At 76.3% G+C, this 15376-nt stretch carries 17 protein-coding genes and 1 pseudogene; 7 read left to right on the top strand and 11 right to left on the bottom strand.

The features are described 5' to 3' along the window. Positions 1-1387, bottom strand: a 1387-nt coding sequence (locus tag ACWENR_RS24610; protein ID WP_452279322.1) for a chitinase, incomplete at its 3' end; no start/stop codon positions are given. 306 nt (positions 1388-1693) lie between these two features. On the opposite strand from ACWENR_RS24610, the gene ACWENR_RS24605 reads away from it, so the two are divergent. Continuing rightward, complete coding sequence (locus ACWENR_RS24605) at positions 1694-2119, top strand: type II toxin-antitoxin system Phd/YefM family antitoxin (protein ID WP_452279321.1); 426 nt, start codon at positions 1694-1696, stop codon at positions 2117-2119. Positions 2120-2324: 205 nt separating this feature from the next. On the opposite strand, the gene ACWENR_RS24600 is transcribed toward ACWENR_RS24605, so the two are convergent. The 7 genes from ACWENR_RS24600 to ACWENR_RS24570 form a co-directional block, all read right to left on the bottom strand. Further along, the gene (locus ACWENR_RS24600; protein ID WP_452279320.1) at positions 2325-3389 is read right to left on the bottom strand and encodes an ABC transporter ATP-binding protein; all 1065 of its coding nucleotides are present in this window, start codon (positions 3387-3389) and stop codon (positions 2325-2327) included. After that, the gene (locus ACWENR_RS24595; RefSeq protein ID WP_452279319.1) at positions 3386-4201 is read right to left on the bottom strand and encodes an ABC transporter permease; all 816 of its coding nucleotides are present in this window, start codon (positions 4199-4201) and stop codon (positions 3386-3388) included. Before ACWENR_RS24595 ends, ACWENR_RS24600 begins: the two co-directional genes overlap by 4 nt. Continuing rightward, positions 4198-4947, bottom strand: a complete 750-nt coding sequence (modA, locus tag ACWENR_RS24590) for a molybdate ABC transporter substrate-binding protein (protein ID WP_452279326.1) — start codon at positions 4945-4947, stop codon at positions 4198-4200. The genes ACWENR_RS24595 and modA overlap by 4 nt, the downstream gene beginning before the upstream one ends. 77 nt (positions 4948-5024) lie before the next feature. Continuing rightward, positions 5025-5444, bottom strand: coding sequence for a TOBE domain-containing protein (locus tag ACWENR_RS24585; RefSeq protein WP_452279325.1), 420 nt, complete (start codon positions 5442-5444; stop codon positions 5025-5027). Positions 5445-5829: 385 nt separating this feature from the next. Next, complete coding sequence (locus ACWENR_RS24580; protein WP_452279318.1) at positions 5830-6222, bottom strand: SCO5389 family protein; 393 nt, start codon at positions 6220-6222, stop codon at positions 5830-5832. A 285-nt stretch (positions 6223-6507) separates the two neighbouring features. Then, positions 6508-7002: an SsrA-binding protein SmpB gene (smpB, locus tag ACWENR_RS24575; protein ID WP_452279317.1), complete on the bottom strand. Its 495-nt coding sequence runs from the start codon at positions 7000-7002 to the stop codon at positions 6508-6510. After that, positions 6999-7967 carry a LysR family transcriptional regulator gene (locus tag ACWENR_RS24570; protein WP_452279316.1) on the bottom strand — a complete coding sequence of 323 codons (969 nt, stop codon included), beginning with the start codon at positions 7965-7967 and terminating at the stop codon, positions 6999-7001. Before ACWENR_RS24570 ends, smpB begins: the two co-directional genes overlap by 4 nt. Positions 7968-8061: 94 nt before the next feature. Between ACWENR_RS24570 and ACWENR_RS24565 the strand changes: the two genes are divergently transcribed. The 4 genes from ACWENR_RS24565 to ACWENR_RS24550 all read left to right on the top strand — a co-directional run bounded on the left by ACWENR_RS24565 (position 8062) and on the right by ACWENR_RS24550 (position 11810). Next, positions 8062-8883: an NAD(P)-dependent oxidoreductase gene (locus ACWENR_RS24565; RefSeq protein WP_452279315.1), complete on the top strand. Its 822-nt coding sequence runs from the start codon at positions 8062-8064 to the stop codon at positions 8881-8883. Beyond that, complete coding sequence (locus ACWENR_RS24560) at positions 8880-9302, top strand: RidA family protein (RefSeq protein ID WP_452279314.1); 423 nt, start codon at positions 8880-8882, stop codon at positions 9300-9302. The genes ACWENR_RS24565 and ACWENR_RS24560 overlap by 4 nt, the downstream gene beginning before the upstream one ends. Positions 9303-9567: 265 nt before the next feature. Continuing rightward, positions 9568-11514: an ABC transporter ATP-binding protein gene (locus tag ACWENR_RS24555; RefSeq protein ID WP_452279324.1), complete on the top strand. Its 1947-nt coding sequence runs from the start codon at positions 9568-9570 to the stop codon at positions 11512-11514. Continuing rightward, entirely contained in the window at positions 11511-11810 is a 300-nt protein-coding gene (locus ACWENR_RS24550; RefSeq protein WP_452279323.1) for an RNA 2'-phosphotransferase, read from the top strand. Before ACWENR_RS24555 ends, ACWENR_RS24550 begins: the two co-directional genes overlap by 4 nt. Positions 11811-11885: 75 nt before the next feature. Here ACWENR_RS24550 and ACWENR_RS24545 read toward each other — a convergent pair whose 3' ends face one another. The 3 genes and pseudogenes from ACWENR_RS24545 to ACWENR_RS24535 form a co-directional block, all read right to left on the bottom strand. Further along, a complete protein-coding gene (locus ACWENR_RS24545) occupies positions 11886-12398 on the bottom strand; it encodes an NUDIX domain-containing protein (protein WP_452279313.1) in 513 nt (170 codons plus the stop codon). Between the two features lie 61 nt (positions 12399-12459). Continuing rightward, complete coding sequence (locus ACWENR_RS24540; RefSeq protein WP_452279312.1) at positions 12460-13020, bottom strand: NADAR family protein; 561 nt, start codon at positions 13018-13020, stop codon at positions 12460-12462. 230 nt (positions 13021-13250) lie between these two features. Next, positions 13251-13595, bottom strand: a pseudogene (locus tag ACWENR_RS24535) (ArsR/SmtB family transcription factor); the annotation flags it as partial. A 262-nt stretch (positions 13596-13857) separates the two neighbouring features. Here ACWENR_RS24535 and ACWENR_RS24530 point away from each other — a divergent pair. Beyond that, positions 13858-14364, top strand: coding sequence for a hypothetical protein (locus tag ACWENR_RS24530; RefSeq protein ID WP_452279311.1), 507 nt, complete (start codon positions 13858-13860; stop codon positions 14362-14364). Continuing rightward, on the top strand, positions 14364-15376 hold a 1013-nt coding region (locus tag ACWENR_RS24525; protein WP_452279310.1), incomplete at its 3' end, for a hypothetical protein. The genes ACWENR_RS24530 and ACWENR_RS24525, both read left to right, overlap by 1 nt.

Genomic DNA, 15376 nt, shown 5'->3' with positions numbered 1-15376 from the left:
GGTAGCCGTTGCCCGCGCTGGGCGAGGAGGGCGCGCCGAAGGCGACCTGGTCCTCCCGCAGCGGCGGGAAGAACCGGTCGGGGTTGCCGGCGACCGGGAAGCCGGCCAGCAGCATGTCCGTCATCGCGACGTGGAAGTCCGCGCTGCCCATGGTGTGGTACTGGTTGTCGAGCCCCATGATCGGCCCGGAGTTGTAGTCCTGCACGTGCAGCACGGTGATGTCGTCGCGCAGCGCGTGGATCACCGGCAGGTACGACCCGGCGCGCGGGTCCTGCCCGCCCCACGGTCCCGAGCCGTAGAACTGGTAGCCGAGCTGGACGAAGAACGTCTCCGGCGCCATGGTGAGCACGAAGCCGGCCCCGTACCGCTGCTTGAGGGTGCGGATCGCGGAGATCAGGTTGACGACCACCGGCGTGGTCGGGTTGCGGAAGTCGGTGTCGCCGGCGTTCAGGTAGAGCGAGTGCCCCTCGAAGTCGATGTCCAGCCCGTCCAGGCCGTACCGGTCGATGATGGCCGACACCGACCGGACGAAGGTGTCCCGCGCGGCGGTCGTGGTGAGCTGAACCTGGCCGTTCTGCCCGCCGATGGAGAGCAGCACCTTCTTGCCCTGCGCCTGCCGGGCGCGGATCGCCGCGACGAACTCGGCCTCGGTCTCGACACCGGGGCACTCGGCGGGCGGGCAGAGCTGGAACCGGATGTCGCCCGAGGTCGACGTGGTGGGCTCGCCGAAGGCGAGGTTGACGATGTCCCAGTCGGCCGGCACGTCTGCCATCCGCAGGTAGCCCGAGCCGTTGGCGAAGCTGGCGTGCAGGTAGCCGATCAGCGCGTGCCGGGGCAGCCCGCCGGCCGGCGGAGTGGTGGGCGGCGGGGTCGTCGGTGGCGGGGTGGTGGGCGGCGGAGTGGTCGGTGGCGGGGTGGTGGGGGGTGCCGTGGTCGGCGGCGCGGTGGTCGGAGGTGCCGTGGTCGGCGGGCCGGTGGGTGTGCCGCCCAGGCAGGGCGTGCCGTTCAGCGTGCAGTCGGTGGGGGAGCCGGAGCCGGTGGCCAGGAAGCCGAAGGAGACCGAGGCGCCGGGGGCGACGGTGCCGTTCCACGAGCGGTTGGTGAACGTGTGCCGCTGGCCGGCGCTGGTCACCGTGGCGTCCCAGTAGGAGCCGAGGGTGGTGCCCGCAGGCAGGGTGAAGGCGACCTGCCAGCCGGTGATGGTCGACGAGCCGCCGTTGGTGACGGTGTAGCGACCCTCCCACCCGGTGCCCCAGTCGGCGGTCTTGACGAACGTGGCGGTCGGGCCGGCGGCGCGGGCCGGCGCGGCGAGGATCAGGGTCGTGGCGGTGGCGGTGACGAGGGCCGCGACGGCGGCCAGCAGCAGTCTTCGGGCGGGGCGACGCATCCGGACCTCCCGGTACGAGGGGCCGTCGGATCGACGGATGCACAATTATTAGGATTGTTTACTGTAGTTGTCCAGGCGTCCGGTGGCTCGCCCCGGTTCCGGGCCGGCCCTGGTGCGGGCTGGCCCGGGCGCCGCCTCGTGGCGGGCGTCAGCGTCGGCGCTCCCCCACCGCGGCTGCGGCGCGGCGCGCCGGGCGGGCAGCGTATCCCTCCGCGACGGGGCGCCTCGCGGCAGTTTTTCGGCCCTCGGGTCCATCCTGGACCGTCGACGAGCGGAAATGTCGTACCCGGCGGCGACCATCCATCCATGGCTGTTCCCGCTCTCACCCCGCACACCGACCAGCCGCGTTCGGTGCCGCTGCGCGAGGCGCGCACGCGGTTCACCCAGCTCGTCGCGCTGGCCGAGCTGACCGACACCGTCACCGTCGTCACCCGCGACGGCGATCCCCGGCCGGTCGCCGCGATCGTCCCGGCCGCCGCCGCCCGCACGGCCGCCCAGGCCCGCGCCGACGCCGACCGGCTCGCCGCCGTGACCGCCGGCTGGGCCCGGCGGCTCGACGAGGCGCACCGGCAGAGCAGCCGGCGGCACTCCGCCGAGCTGCGGGCGGTCACCGCCGCCCTCGCCGAGGCGTGGGCCGAGCTCGACCGCCGCGTCCGGCCGGGCACCGACTCCAGCCTTGCCCGGCTGCGCGCCGCCCACGCCGACCTGCTGGCCGCCGACCCCACGCGCTGACCAGGGGCGCCCGCCACCGCAACGAGGGGCGTTCGCCACCCCGACGAGCGTTCTCGCCGGCGGGCCGGCTACCGCTTGACCGCGTCCCTGCCGGCAGCGACCAGGCCAGCCCCGCGGACCGGCGCCATGGACCGGCGTCGCTGCCGTGGGCCGGCTCCGCACCGCTGCCCGCGCGCCCGCGGGCGGCCGTGCCTTACCGGCGTGCTCAGACGGCGGGGTACGCGTGGGTCTCCGTCGCCTTGACCGCGGCCCAGACCGGCTGCCCCGGGGCCAGCCTGAGCTGGGCGGCGGCGGCCGGCGTGACGTCCGCCGCCACCCCGATCGGCCCGTCCAGCCGCACCCGCAGGTTGTCGCCGTGCCGCTGCACCCCGGCCACAGTGGCCGCCCAGGTGTTGCGCGGGCTGCCCTCGGGCCGCGCCGGGTGCAGGGCCACCGCCGACGGCCGGAAGGCGACGAAGGCCTCGCCGTCGAGCCGGTCGGCCACGGTGAGGGTCAACCCGTCCGCGACCCGGACGTGGTGCCCGTCCGCGTGGCCCCGGTGCAGGTTCAGCCCGACCAGCCGGGCCACGTAGTCGGTGCGCGGCCGGGCGGTGACGGTGGCCGCGTCCCCCTCCTGCACCACCCGTCCCTGCTCGACGATCACCAGCCGGTCGGCCAGCACCAGGGCGTCCAGCGGGTCGTGCGTCACCAGCAGCGTGGCGCCCGGGTGCGCGGCCAGGTGCCGGTGCAACTCGGCCCGGGTGTCCAGCCGGGTGGCGGCGTCGAGCGCGGCGAGCGGCTCGTCCAGCAGCAACAGCGTCGGCGCGACGGCGAGCGCCCGGGCCAGCGCGACCCGCTGCGCCTGCCCGCCCGAGAGCTGTCGGGGCCGGCGGTGGGCGTGCTCGGCCAGGCCGACCCGGCCCAGCCAGGCCCGGGCGGTCTCCCGGGCCGCACGGCGGTCCGCCCCGCGCCGCCGCGGCCCGAACGCCACGTTGTCCAGCGCGCTGAGGTGGGGAAAGAGCAGGTAGTCCTGGAAGACCACGCCGACCGGCCGGCGCTCCGTCGGAGTCCAGGCGCGCCGCCCCGGCCGGTCCAGGTCGACGCCGTCGAGGGTGAGGTGGCCGGCGCTCAGCGGAAGCAGGCCGGCCAGCGCGCGCAGCGCCGTGGTCTTGCCCGCCCCGTTGGGGCCGAGCAGCGCGACGACCTCGCCGGCGGCGACCCGCAGCGGTACGTCGAGGCGGAAGCCGCCCCGGTCCACGACGAGGTGGGCGTCGAGCAGGGGCGCGCTCACGGGCTGGTGATCCAGCGGTCGCGCAGCCCGGCCAGGATGACCACGGAGACGGTGAGCAGGACGAGGCTGAGCACCACGGCCGCCTGCACGTCGGTCTCCAGCGCCAGGTACACCGCCAGCGGCATGGTCTGCGTACGGCCGGGATAGTTGCCGGCGAAGGTGATGGTGGCGCCGAACTCGCCGAGCGCCCGGGCCCAGCACAGCACCGCGCCGGCGGCCAGGCCGGGGGCCACCAGGGGCAGGGTGACGTGGGTGAACGTCGTCCACCGGCCGGCGCCCAGGGTGGCCGCCGCCTCCTCGTACCGGTGGTCCGCCCCGCGCAGCGCACCCTCGACGGCGATCACGAGGAACGGCATCGCGACGAACGCCTCGGCCAGCACCACGCCGGCGGTGGTGAACGGCAGCGAGATCCCGAGGGTGGCGTCGAGCCAGCCGCCGAGCAGGCCCCGCCGGCCGAAGACCAGCAGCAGCGCCACCCCGCCGACCACGGGCGGCAGCACCAGCGGCACGGTGACCAGGGCGCGCACCAGGCGGCGGCCGGGGAACTCGACGCGGGCCAGCAGCCAGGCCAGCGGCACCCCGAGCAGCAGGCAGAGCAGCGTGGCGAGGGTGGCGGTCAGCAGGGACAGCCGCAGCGCGGCCAGCACGCCCGGCTCGGCCAGCCGCTGCGGCAGCGTGGCCCACGGCGTACGGGCCAGCAGCCCGACCAGCGGCAGGACGAGGAACGCCAGGCCGAGCACCGCCGGCAGCAGCAGCGCGAGGGGCACCCCGCCGCCCCGGCGCGGGCCGCGCACGCCGTCGGTACGCCTCACGGGACCTGGAACCCCGCCTCGGTGAGCGCCGCCCGCCCCCGCTCGCCCCGGACGTACGCGACGAAGGCCCGCCCGCCGGCCGGGTTGGGCGCCTCGCGCAGCACCACGACCGGGTAGTCGTTGACGGCGCGGGCGGACTCGGGGAACTCGACGGCCGTCACGTCGGCCGCGGCGGCCAGCGCGTCCGTGCGGTAGACGAGGGCCGCGTCGACCTCCCCGAGCCGCACCTTGGCCAGCGCCCCCCGGACGTCCTGCTCCAGCGTGACCGGGGTGAGGCGGACCGAGGCCACGTCGAGCGCGGTGCGGGCCGCCGCGCCGCACGGCACCTGCTCCGCGCAGAGCGCGACCGTCAGCCCGGGGCGGGTCAGGTCGGCCAGCCCGGCGACGCCCCGCGGGTTGCCCTTCGGTACGGCGATGACGAGCTGGTTGCGGGCGACGACGACCGGGTCGCCGTCGGCGTCGCCGGCGTCCGTGACGGCGGCCATGTTCCGTGCCGCCGCCGAGGCGAACACGTCGGCGGGCGCGCCCTGGCCGATCTGGGCGGCCAGGGCGGAGCTGCCGGCGAAGTTGAAGACGACGGTGGTGCCCGGGTGGGCCGCCTCGAACTCCCGGCCGAGCCGGGTGAACGAGTCGGTCAGCGAGGCCGCGGCGAACACGGTCACCGTGCCGCCGACACCCGCGCCACCGGCGGCGGAGCCCTCGCCGCCGCAGCCGGCCAGGACCGCGAGGACGGCCGCCGCCGCCATCGCGCGCAGCCGGCGCCCGCGTCGGCGTCGGGGACCGGCGGCGGCGCGGGGGGCGTCCGTGGGGGAGGAGTCGGCCCTCACTGCCCCTGTCTTCCCCGGGCGCCCGGTGCCGGGGCGATCCGCTCCACCACCACCGTGGTCGACTTGATCACCGCCACGGCCAGCGACCCGACCCGCAGGTCCAGCTCGTCGACGGCCTCCCGGCTCATCAGCGAGACGATCCGGAACGGCCCGGCCTGGATGTCGACCTGCGCCATGACCCGGTCCTTGACGACGTCGACCACGATGCCGCGTAGCCGGTTGCGGGCCGAGGAGGAGTCCGACCGCTCGTCGGGGTCGGCCGCCCGTGCACGCGCGAAAGCGGCCAGGTCGACCCCGTCGATGACCCGGTGCCCGTGCTCTTCGCGGCCCGCGCTGAGCCGGCCGGCGTCGACCCACCGGCGCACCGTGTCGGCGCTGACCCCCAGCAGCTCGGCCACCTCGCCGATGCGGAACATCACCGGGTCACCCTAGCGCCGGCGCGGATGCGAGGCGAGGCCCGCCCCCGCCCTCGCGACTGCCCCACGGCGGCCCGCCGAAGTGCGGGCATCTGCGGTACGCGAGCGGACGGCGGGCGCTCCACGGTGGGCCGTCACGGGCCGGCGGGGTGGCGGTCGTGCGATCGGTCGGGGCCGACCGCGCCTCGTCGCGCCGCGAGCACCTCGTCGCACCTCGGGCGGAGCGGGTACCGCGTCGTGACCTCGGGCGGGGCGGGCACCGTGGCGTGCCGTCGGGCGGAGGTGGGCACCGCGTCGTGACCTCGGGCGGGGCGGGCACCGTGGCGTGCCGTCGGGCGGAGGTGGGCACCGCGTCGTGCCGTCCCGCCCGACGGCGATCGCCGAGTCAGCAGTTGCGCAGCTCGGGTGACTGGTTGAGCAGTTGGCCCCGGGCGGAGACGAAGCGCCGGTAGGCGTCGGAGTCGACGGCCGCCGGGCGGAACGCCGCGACCCGGTGGCAGTTCTGGAAGGCGAGCTTGACCTGGAAGTGTCGCTCCAGCCCGGCCCGGATGGCGTCGCTGGCGAGCGCCCGCAGCAGTTGGCCGCGCTCGGCCTCGGTGGGCGGCGGGATGACGTTGTCGGCGTGGTCGGCGCCGCTGGACGCCAGTTCGGCCGCCACCCGGCTGACGGTCTGCCAGGCGTACGGCAACGAGTCACGGACGCAGGCGACGAACTCGGCGTCGTCGACCGGGCCGCGCTCGGCGGCGTCGAGCAGGGCGGGCGGGACGGTGAGGGACATGCTTCTCCTCCATGGCTCTCTGATAATGACTACGATTGTCATTACCGATGTCTGGAAGAGCAGACCACGGCCGGTCCCGTGGCGTCAAGGACTCTCCGGCGCGCCGCCGCCACGCGGCGTGACCGATGCGGGGCGACCGGGCGACCAGGCGACCAGGCGGTCGGGCGACTGGGCGACTGGGAGAACGGGCGAACGCCGCCGACCGGGCCGGCGGCGCGACGAACGCGGCGCGGTGCTCGCGCCCGGGCAGAGGTGCCGGTCAGCTCCGCCGAGGAGTGGTGCCGGTCAGCTTCCCCGCGCGGTGCGGCCCTTGAGGCGACGGCCCAGCTCCCGGGCGATCTCCCGGTCGGCGTCCCGCTCGGCCAGCGCCTGCCGCTTGTCGTACGACTTCCGGCCCTTCGCCAGGGCCAGCTCGACCTTCGCCCAACCGCCCGCGAAGTACATCGACAGCGGCACCAGGGTCAGCCCGCCCTCGCGGGTCCTCTCCAGGATCCGGGCGATCTCCACCCGCCGCAGCAGCAGCTTGCGGGTGCGGCGCGGCGCGTGGTTGGTCCAGCTGCCGAAGCCGTACTCGGCGATGTGCAGGCCGTGCAGCATGAGTTCGCCGTCGTGTTCCTGGGCGAACGCGTCGACCAGCGACGCCCGGCCCTCGCGCAGCGACTTGACCTCGGTGCCGGCCAGCACGATGCCCGCCTCGTACGTCTTGAGGATCGTGTAGTCGTGCCGCGCCTTCTTGTTCGAGGCGATCAGCTTGCGCTCGGTCTGCCGGGCCGGGTTCACCCCGTGGAGGATATCCGCCCGGCGGTCGCCGTCGCGGCGGTGGCCGTCCGCGTCGGGCGGGGCGGGGCCGCTCGGAGTCGGCGGGCCTCCTCGGCCAGCCCGTCGAGCAGCCGGGTGGCCGCCGGCGTGCGGTGGCGGCCGGCGGCGGTGGCCGCGTACACCCGGCGGGCCGGCGCGTCGTCGGCGTGCAGGCGCAGCAGGGCCAGGTCGGCCGGGGCGGCGCGGATCGCCAGCGCCGGGACCAGCGCGACCCCGAGGCCGGCCGCCACGCAGCCCAGCTTGCCGGTCCAGTCGGCGGCGACGATGTCCACCCGGGGCCGGAAGCCCGGAGGCATGGCGGCGCGCATCAACGGGTCCTCGCCGCCGGGCGACCCGGCGATGAACGCGTCGTCGGCCAGCTCCGCCAGGCGGACCGTGCGGCGGCGGGCCAGCGGGTGTTCCCGGGCCACCGCGACCAGCATGTGCTCGTCGAGCAGGTGGCGCAGGTCGAATCTGCCGGCGTCCAGCGGCCGGTCGGGTGGCGCGCTCACCACGGCCACGTCGGCGTCGCCGCCGAGCAGGCGTTCCAGCAGCTCCGGCGTCCGTCCCTCCACCACCGACAGGGCCACCTCCGGGTGCGCGGCCCGGAAGCCCGCCAGCGCGCGCGGCACGAGGGCCGCCATCGCGGTCGCGAACGCGGCCACCCGCAGCCGCCCGCCGCCCAGCCCGCGCAGCGCGTCGAGGTCCCGGTGCGCCGTGGCCAACCGCTCCAGCACCGCCTCGGCGTGCGGCAGCAGGCACCGCCCCGGCTCCGTCAGCGCGACGCCGCGGGGGAGGCGGTCGAACAGTGCCACCCCCAGGTCGGCCTCCAGCGCCGCGATCTGCCGGGAGACCGCCGACTGCGTGTAGCGCAGCTCGCGGGCGGCCGCCGTGATCGAGCCGTGCCGGGCCACCGTCCGGAACACCTCCAGGGACAACGGCTGCACCCGTCGAGCGTACGCGAACCCATGCGGTCGACGCATGCGAGCCATCGCGATGATTCGCTGGTCGCATGGCACCGTCCCGCCTAGCGTTTCCGGCATGACGAAGATCGCCGTACTCGGCGTCGGTCGGATGGGGGCGTCGATCGCCCTGCGCCTGCTCGACGCCGGTCACCAGGTGACGGTGTGGAACCGCACCGCCGCCCGCGCCGCCCCGCTCGGCGAGGCCGGCGCGACGGTGGCCCGGACGCCGGCCGACGCCACCCGCGCCGCCGAGGTCGCCATCACGATGCTCACCGACGCCGCCGCCGTCGACGCGGTGCTGTTCGGGCCGGACGGCGCCGCCCAGGCGCTGCCGCCGGGCGCCTGCCTGGTCGAGATGTCCACCATCGGTCCGGCCGCGGTCCGCGACCTCGCGGCGCGGCTGCCCGCGACCGTCCACCTGGTCGACGCCCCGGTGGGCGGGAGCGTGGCCGCCGCCCGCTCCGGCCGGCTCCGGGTGCTCGCCGGCGGCCCCGACGACGCCGTCGCCCGGGTCGCCCCCGTCCTGGCGGCGCTCGGCTCCGTACGCCACTGCGGCGCGACCGGCAGCGGGGCCGCGCTGAAGCTCGTGCTCAACACGGCGCTGCTCGTGGCGGTCGGCGGCCTCGCCGACACCCTCGCGGTCGCCCGCGCCGTCGGTGTCGAACCGGCCGCCGCGCTCGACGCGCTGGCCGGCGGCCCGCTCGGCGGCGTGCTCGCGCGGGCCACCGCCCGCGACGCCGACTTCCCGGTCGCCCTGGCCGGCAAGGACCTCGGCCTGGCCCGCGACGCGCTCGACACCGTGGCGGCGCCACTGGTCCAGGCCACCCGCGCCGCGCTGGCCGCCGTCCCCGACCCCACCTCCGACATCGCCACCCTCGTGACCCGGGAGCACCTGTGAACCTGACCCTCGACAACCCGCCGACCGTCGCCGCGCCGTTCGGCGACCGGTTCGCCCACGTGGCCCGGCTCGACCTGCCCGGCGGCGCCCTGCTCGTGCTCGCCGGCCAGGTCGCCGTCGACGACGACGGCCGGCTGGTCGGGCCGGACGACATCGTCGCCCAGTCCGAGCGCATCTTCGAGATCATCGACGGCGTGCTGGCCGCCCACGGGGCGGGACTGGCCGACGTGCTGCACATCCGCACGTTCATGACCGACCTCGGTGACCTGCCCGGGTACGCCTCGGTCCGGCGCCGCCTGTTCACCGCCACGCCCCCGCCCGCCAGCACGACGGTGGAGGTGAACCGGCTCTTCCTGCCCGGCGCGCTGATCGAGGTGGAGGTGACCGCCGCCGTCTTCGGCCCGCCGCCCCGCGCCTGATCCGGCCAGCCGGGCCGCGCCTGATCCGGCGCTATCCGCGGCCGCCCCGGCCCGAGGCCGCCGGGGCGGCCGTCACCGGGATCGACCGGGCCGACCCCGGTGACACGCGGTTAGCACGCTCGTTCGACACGCCGCTCACGTGGAGACATCGACCGGTCGCGCCCAGTAGTCTCGGTGCCGTCCTCGCTGGTCGGACGCGTAACGGCCACTCCGCCCGGCGGGGCTTCCGGTTGTCGCCGCGCCCCGAGGAGCGTCCGTGGAGTCGATGACCCGCCAACGCCGACCGTCCGGGGAGGACGACCCGCCGGCCGCCGACGCCGGGCTCCTGCCGGAGCTGGACGACGCCGACTGGATGCACCACGCCCACGAGTTCGCCCACACCAGCTTCTGGGCCGTCGCCCGCCGGCTGCCCCGGCTGGTCCGCGAGGCGGTCGCGTTGGCCTGGGCCACCAGCCGGCGGGACACCGTCGCCTCCATCGGCCTGAACATCGCCGCCGGGGTGATGACCACCTTCGGGCTGCTCGCCACGACCGGCGTCCTGCGCGAGCTGTTCGCCGCCGGGCCCACGCCGGACCGGGTCCGTGCCGCGCTGCCGGCGCTCGCCGTGGCGGCGGCGGCCGTGACCGCCAAGGGCGGGCTGACGATCGCGGCCGGCTGGGCGCAGGCGCGGCTGACCCCGCAGATCAACTACGAGGTGGAGCTGCGGCTCTTCCAGGCCACCACGGCGGTCGACCTGGCCGCGTTCGACGACGCCGGCTTCGCCGAGGAGATGGACCGGGCGCGGGACCGGGGCATGGGCGAGGCGGCGTACATCGTCGACCACACCGTCAACCTGGTCACCGGGGTGGTGGGGATGCTCGCCACCGCCGTGGCCGTGACGGTGATCCAGCCGGTGCTGCTGCCCTGCCTGCTGCTCGCGGCCCTGCCGCAGGCGGCCACCGCCGTGCGGGTCGCCCGCCGGCAGTACCTCGCCATGCTGGCCCGCATCACCCGCCAGCGGCGGATGCGGATGCTGGCCCAGCTGATGGCAAACCGGCACACCGCCGCCGAGGTCCGGTCGTACCAGATGCGCGACTACCTGCTCGCCGAGTACCGCGCCATGATGGCGGTCGAGACGCGCGCCCACCTGCGGCTGGTACGCGCGCAGACCACCACCCGACTCTTCGGCGCGTCCGCCGCGGGCCTCGCCACCTTCGGCGTCTACGCGGTCCTCGCCGTGCTGCTGCTGAACGGCATGGTCGCGCTGGCGGCCGCCGCGACCGCGCTGTTCGCCCTCCAGTCCGCCCGCACCAGCCTCGGCGTCGCGATCCTCGCCACCAACTCGCTCTACGAGGACGCCCTCTACTACCAGGACTACCGCGACTTCCTCGACCGCGCCCGGGAGCGCGTCCCGACCGGGGGCGGCCGGGCGGTCGACGGGTTCGAGGCGATCGAGCTGGACGGGGTGAGCCTGCGCTACCCGGACACCGAGCGCCCCGCCGTCGACGAGGTCAGCCTGACGGTGCGGCGCGGCCAGGTGGTCGCGCTCGTCGGCGAGAACGGCTCCGGCAAGACGACGCTGGCCAAGCTCGTCGCCGGGCTCTACCGGCCGACCGGTGGCACCGTCCGGTGGGACGGGGTGGACGCGCGCGAGCTGGATCCGCGGGACACCGGTGGGCAGGTGGCGGTGATGACGCAGGACTGGTGGAAGTTCCCGTTCACGGCCCGGCAGAACATCCGCATCGGGCGGCACGACCGCCCGCCCGAACGGCCGGGGCCCAGTGTGCACGAGGCTGCGCGGGCGGCGGCCGCGCACGACATGATCGCCGACCTGCCCTTCGGGTACGACACCCTGCTGGACCGCGAGTTCAAGGACGGCCACGACCTCTCGGGCGGGCAGTGGCAGCGGCTCGTGGCGGCCCGCGGGCTCTACCGGGACGCGGCCCTGCTGATCTGCGACGAGCCGTCGGCCGCCCTCGACGCGCGCGCCGAACACGCGCTCTTCCAGCACCTGCGCCGCCGCCCCGACCGGGCCGTCGTGCTGATCACCCACCGGCTGGCCAACGTCCGGCACGCCGACCAGATCTTCGTGATGGACCGGGGGCGCCTCGTGCAGCACGGCACCCACGACGAGCTGATGTCTGCCGGCGGCCTCTACCGGGAGCTGTTCGAGCTGCAGGCCAGCGGCTACCTTGCCGGCTCCCCGGCGGCCGACGACGCCGTCTCCCGCTGACCGCCACCCCGAGGTGCGGCTGCGGGCCATCACCCCGACGTGCGCTCTACCACGGCACCAGCAGCGCCGCCCTCGACTCCATCCGCGCCGTCGGCCTGCACCGGGGCGGCCGGCACCACGTCCACCTGTCCCCGGACGTGGCGACCGCGAGGCAGGTCGGGGCCCGCCGGCGGGGCGGGGTGGTGATCCTGACCGTGGACGCGGCGGCGATGGCGCGCGACGGCCACGCCTTCTACCGCAGCGCCAACGGCGTCTGGCTCACCGACGAGGTTCCCGCCCGCTACCTCGCGGTGTGAGCCGTCGGCTGGGCCGGACCACCACCGCCCGTCCGAGCGGCCCGGCCCCGCACCTGTCGTTCAGGGCGACCGGATTCAGCCGGCGTGCTGGGCGAGGAAGTCGGCGAGCACCCGGGTGTGGGTGGAGAAGGCCAGCTCCGTCGGCTCGGTGAGCACCAGCCACTCGGTCGCCTCCTCGGTCGGCGCCGAGGGCGGCAGCGCGTCGGCCCGCCGCTCGGGCAACACGCCGAAGACCATCATCGTGCCGCCGGCCGGGGCGCTGTGCACCGCGAAGAGCCGGGCGTCGGCGGCGTCGGCGCGTAGGCCGGTCTCCTCCCGCAACTCCCGGACGAGGGCGTCCTGCCACTCCTCGCCGTACTCGATGAAGCCGCCCGGCAGCGCGAGCAGGCCGCGCGCCGGCTCGATGTCCCGGCGGACGACGACCACGCCGAGGCCCGCCGCCGTGCGGACCGGCAGCACCGCCACCGCGACGGGCAGCGGGTTGCGCCAGACCGTCTCCCCGCAGGCGGCGCAGACCCGCGGCCACCCGGCAGCCGCCGGGTATGCCGTGCCGCAGAACGAGCAGTGGGAGTGCGCGACCGCCGTCATGCCGCAGCACGTTACCCGTCCCGTGCGGGCGCCGCCCGAGGCGTGCGGCGCCGCCGGCCCCTCACGGACCGGCCGCGCGGAGCACGTCGCGGGCGTCCATCAGGGCGAAGCCGAGCAGGTTCGCGCCCGGCCACGCCCGCGGATCGTCCGCGCGCGGGTCGTCGGCGGCCAGGCCGATGCCCCAGACGGCGTCCACCGGGCTGGCCTCCACGAGCACCCGCCGGCCGGTGGCCAGCAGGAACGCCCGCAGGTCGTCGTGCTGGCCGAACTTGGCGACGCTGCCGGCCACCACGATGTCGTAGCGCCGGGCCGCCCAGGTGGCCTCGTCGAAGCCCCGCACGCGGCGGCCGAGCGCCTTGGCCCGGTGGGGGTGCCCGGCGGCGAGGATCTGCCCGGCGATCTCGGTGTCGCCGAACAGCATCGCCTTGTGCCACATCATCCAGTGCTCGGCGGTGGCGTACGTCCGGCCGCCCTCGCGGAACGGGGCCGGCCACCACTGGCTCAGGCAGCCGGGCCCCACGCTGCCGTCACGGCGCGGCCGGTGACCCCAGAAGTGCAGGTAGCGGACGGCATCGCCCGCCTCCACCGCGGCGACGAGATCGGCGACGGATCGGAGTGACATGCCCGAGAGTGTGCCCGAAGGCTCCGACAGGACGCCGCCCGTTTACCGGCGAGCGCGCAGTCGGACCTTCACGCCCCCGCCCCGTCGCCGGTCGCCCCGCCAGCCGCCTCGCCGGTCGCGTTCAGACCGTCGCCGGTCGCCCCGCCGCGCGTCGCGCCGGCCGCCCCGGCGGCCCCCTTCGCGCCGTCGACGGTCGGCTCGGCGGCCGCGTCGGGCGCCGGGCCGGCCGCGTCGTCGGGTTGCTCGCGCAGTCGCCGTTCGCGCATGCCTCGGGCGAGCTCGGTCGCGAGGGCCTGCAGGGGCGGGGTCCAGAACTGGCGGAAGTGGTCGAGCCACCGGTCCACCTCCCGCAGCGGCCCCGGGTCGACGGCGTAGAGGCGCCTGGTCCCCTCCGCGCGCACGGTGGCGAAACCGTTGTCCCGCAGCACCTTGAGGTGCTGGGAGACGGCCGGCTGGGAGATCCCGAACTCGCGCCGGATCACGTCGCAGAGCCCACCGGCGGTCACCTCACCGTTGGTGAGGAGTTCGAGGATGCGGCGCCGGACCGGGTCGCCGAGCACATCGAAGGCGTGCACCCGCTATTTATATCAACTTCAACTTAATTAGGCGAGATCTGATGAACGGCGATCGTGTCGGGGAGGCGACGCCCGGGGCGTACGCCGGTGCCGCCCGCGACCCGCCGCGGCCGCGACCCGGGTCGGAGGCCGACCCGGCCCGCCCCTTTCGGAGATGTCGCACCCGTGGTCCATGATCCTCGTCGTGACGGCGACGCCGGGCCGATCCGGCGGCGCCGTGGTCACGGCGGCGCCGCGCGGCGGCGGACGGGAGGTTCGGACAGTGGCGGACGCGGAACAGGCCGCGTGGGTTCGGCGCAGCACCGCACGGGTGGTGCCGCCCGCACGGCCCCGCAAGCTGGCCAAGGCACCCTTCGTGGAGCTGGCCGACGGGCGGCTGCAGGGCGTGGTCTCCAGCGGGTCGGACGTCGAGCGGGTCTACGTGTCGTCGATCGCCGCCGGCACCCACGCCTACCACTGCAGCACCAACAACAACCGCCCCTGCGGCGGGCTGCGCGGCACCCCGTGCAAACACCTGCACACCCTCGCGGAGGAGGCCGTCCTCCAGTACGGCGTCGACCGGGTCGCCCGCTACCTGCGGGTCGAGGTCGGCGACGAGGCGAGCACCGGCGCCGAACTGCTCGCCGCCATGGACGCGCGGCACGAGCCGACGCCCGCCGCCGTAGTGTTCAGCCGCTTCCTGCGCCACCTGTCCTACCTGGAGCTCCCGGGCAGCTCGACCCCGCTGCCCGAGCTGCACTGGTTCCCGGCCACCGGGGCGGGCCGCTGATGCTCGGCACGCAGCTCGCCGTCCTGCGCGACGGCGCACCGACCGGTCTGACCGACGCCCTCGACCTCGTCGCCGGCCTCGACGGCGCCCTCGCGCGCGGGTTCGCCCGGGTCGGCGAGGACGACGCGGCGGCGCTCGCCGCCCTGGCCGGCGCGCTCGCCCCCACCCCGCTCGGCGACCGGGTGGCCGAGGCGGCCGGCAAGGTGACCGCCGGATCGGTGGCCGAGGAGCATGTCGTCGCCCTGGCCGGCGCGCGGAGTGCGCTGCTCGGCACGGTCCACGACGCGCTGCTCGGGCAGCTCGACTCGGCCCTGGGTCGGGCGCGGGCCCCCTGGGCGCCGAACCCCACCGAGCCCGTGGCCGACGCGCCGCCGCCGCTCGCCGCGGTCCGCGCGTGGCTGCACGAGCTGGCGGTCACGGGCTGGCGCGGCGTCGACCACGAGATCGTCGCCGCGGCGGCGGCACCGGTCGAGGCCGTTCTCGCCGAGCCCGGCCTGCGTCGGCTGGCGGTGCTGCTCGACGGTCTCGCCGCCGAGCTGCGGGCCTGCGCGCCGGTCGCCACGATGGCCCATCCGCCGGCCCGGCGCTGGGCCGACCTGTGGGCCCGGGGCATGCTGCTTGCCCAGGACGCGGCGGCCGCGACCGCCCCGCCCACGGTCGAGGAGGTCTCCGGGCGGCTCCTCGTGCTCGGCGTCGACGTGCACGAGCACGACACCGCCGTGCAGGCGCAGGTGCACGCGATCCTCGAACCGGCCGACGGCGGGGCGCCCCGGCTGGTCCGGGTCGCGGTCGGGGCGGCCAAGGTCGACACCATCGTCGGGCCGGCGCTGTGGCGCCTGCTGGACGCCCACCCCGTACTGCTGACGGCGCTCGCGGAGCGGCGAGGGCTGACGGTCACCGGCCTGCCGCTGCGCGGCGGCGACCTGCTCTGGCACGACGAGCGGGCGCGACCCGGCGAGGCCGCCGACCCGTTCGCCACCGCGCGGGTCCTGCTGCCGACGGCGGTCGCGGC

The organism is Micromonospora sp. NPDC004336 (assembly GCF_053602615.1).
The sequence above is the reverse complement of the archived record's forward strand: the minus strand, read 5'-3'. Positions and strand labels throughout refer to the sequence as shown.

Excerpts from the sequence above, each read along its gene's own strand:
- ACWENR_RS24605 (WP_452279321.1), top strand. The coding sequence starts at position 1,694 with ATGGCTGTTCCCGCTCTCACCCCGCACACCGACCAGCCGCGTTCGGTG.
- modA (WP_452279326.1), bottom strand. The coding sequence starts at position 4,947 with ATGGCGGCGGCGGCCGTCCTCGCGGTCCTGGCCGGCTGCGGCGGCGAG.
- ACWENR_RS24585 (WP_452279325.1), bottom strand. The coding sequence starts at position 5,444 with ATGTTCCGCATCGGCGAGGTGGCCGAGCTGCTGGGGGTCAGCGCCGAC.
- ACWENR_RS24580 (WP_452279318.1), bottom strand. The coding sequence starts at position 6,222 with ATGTCCCTCACCGTCCCGCCCGCCCTGCTCGACGCCGCCGAGCGCGGC.
- ACWENR_RS24565 (WP_452279315.1), top strand. The coding sequence starts at position 8,062 with ATGACGAAGATCGCCGTACTCGGCGTCGGTCGGATGGGGGCGTCGATC.
- ACWENR_RS24555 (WP_452279324.1), top strand. The coding sequence starts at position 9,568 with ATGACCCGCCAACGCCGACCGTCCGGGGAGGACGACCCGCCGGCCGCC.
- ACWENR_RS24545 (WP_452279313.1), bottom strand. The coding sequence starts at position 12,398 with ATGACGGCGGTCGCGCACTCCCACTGCTCGTTCTGCGGCACGGCATAC.
- ACWENR_RS24540 (WP_452279312.1), bottom strand. The coding sequence starts at position 13,020 with ATGTCACTCCGATCCGTCGCCGATCTCGTCGCCGCGGTGGAGGCGGGC.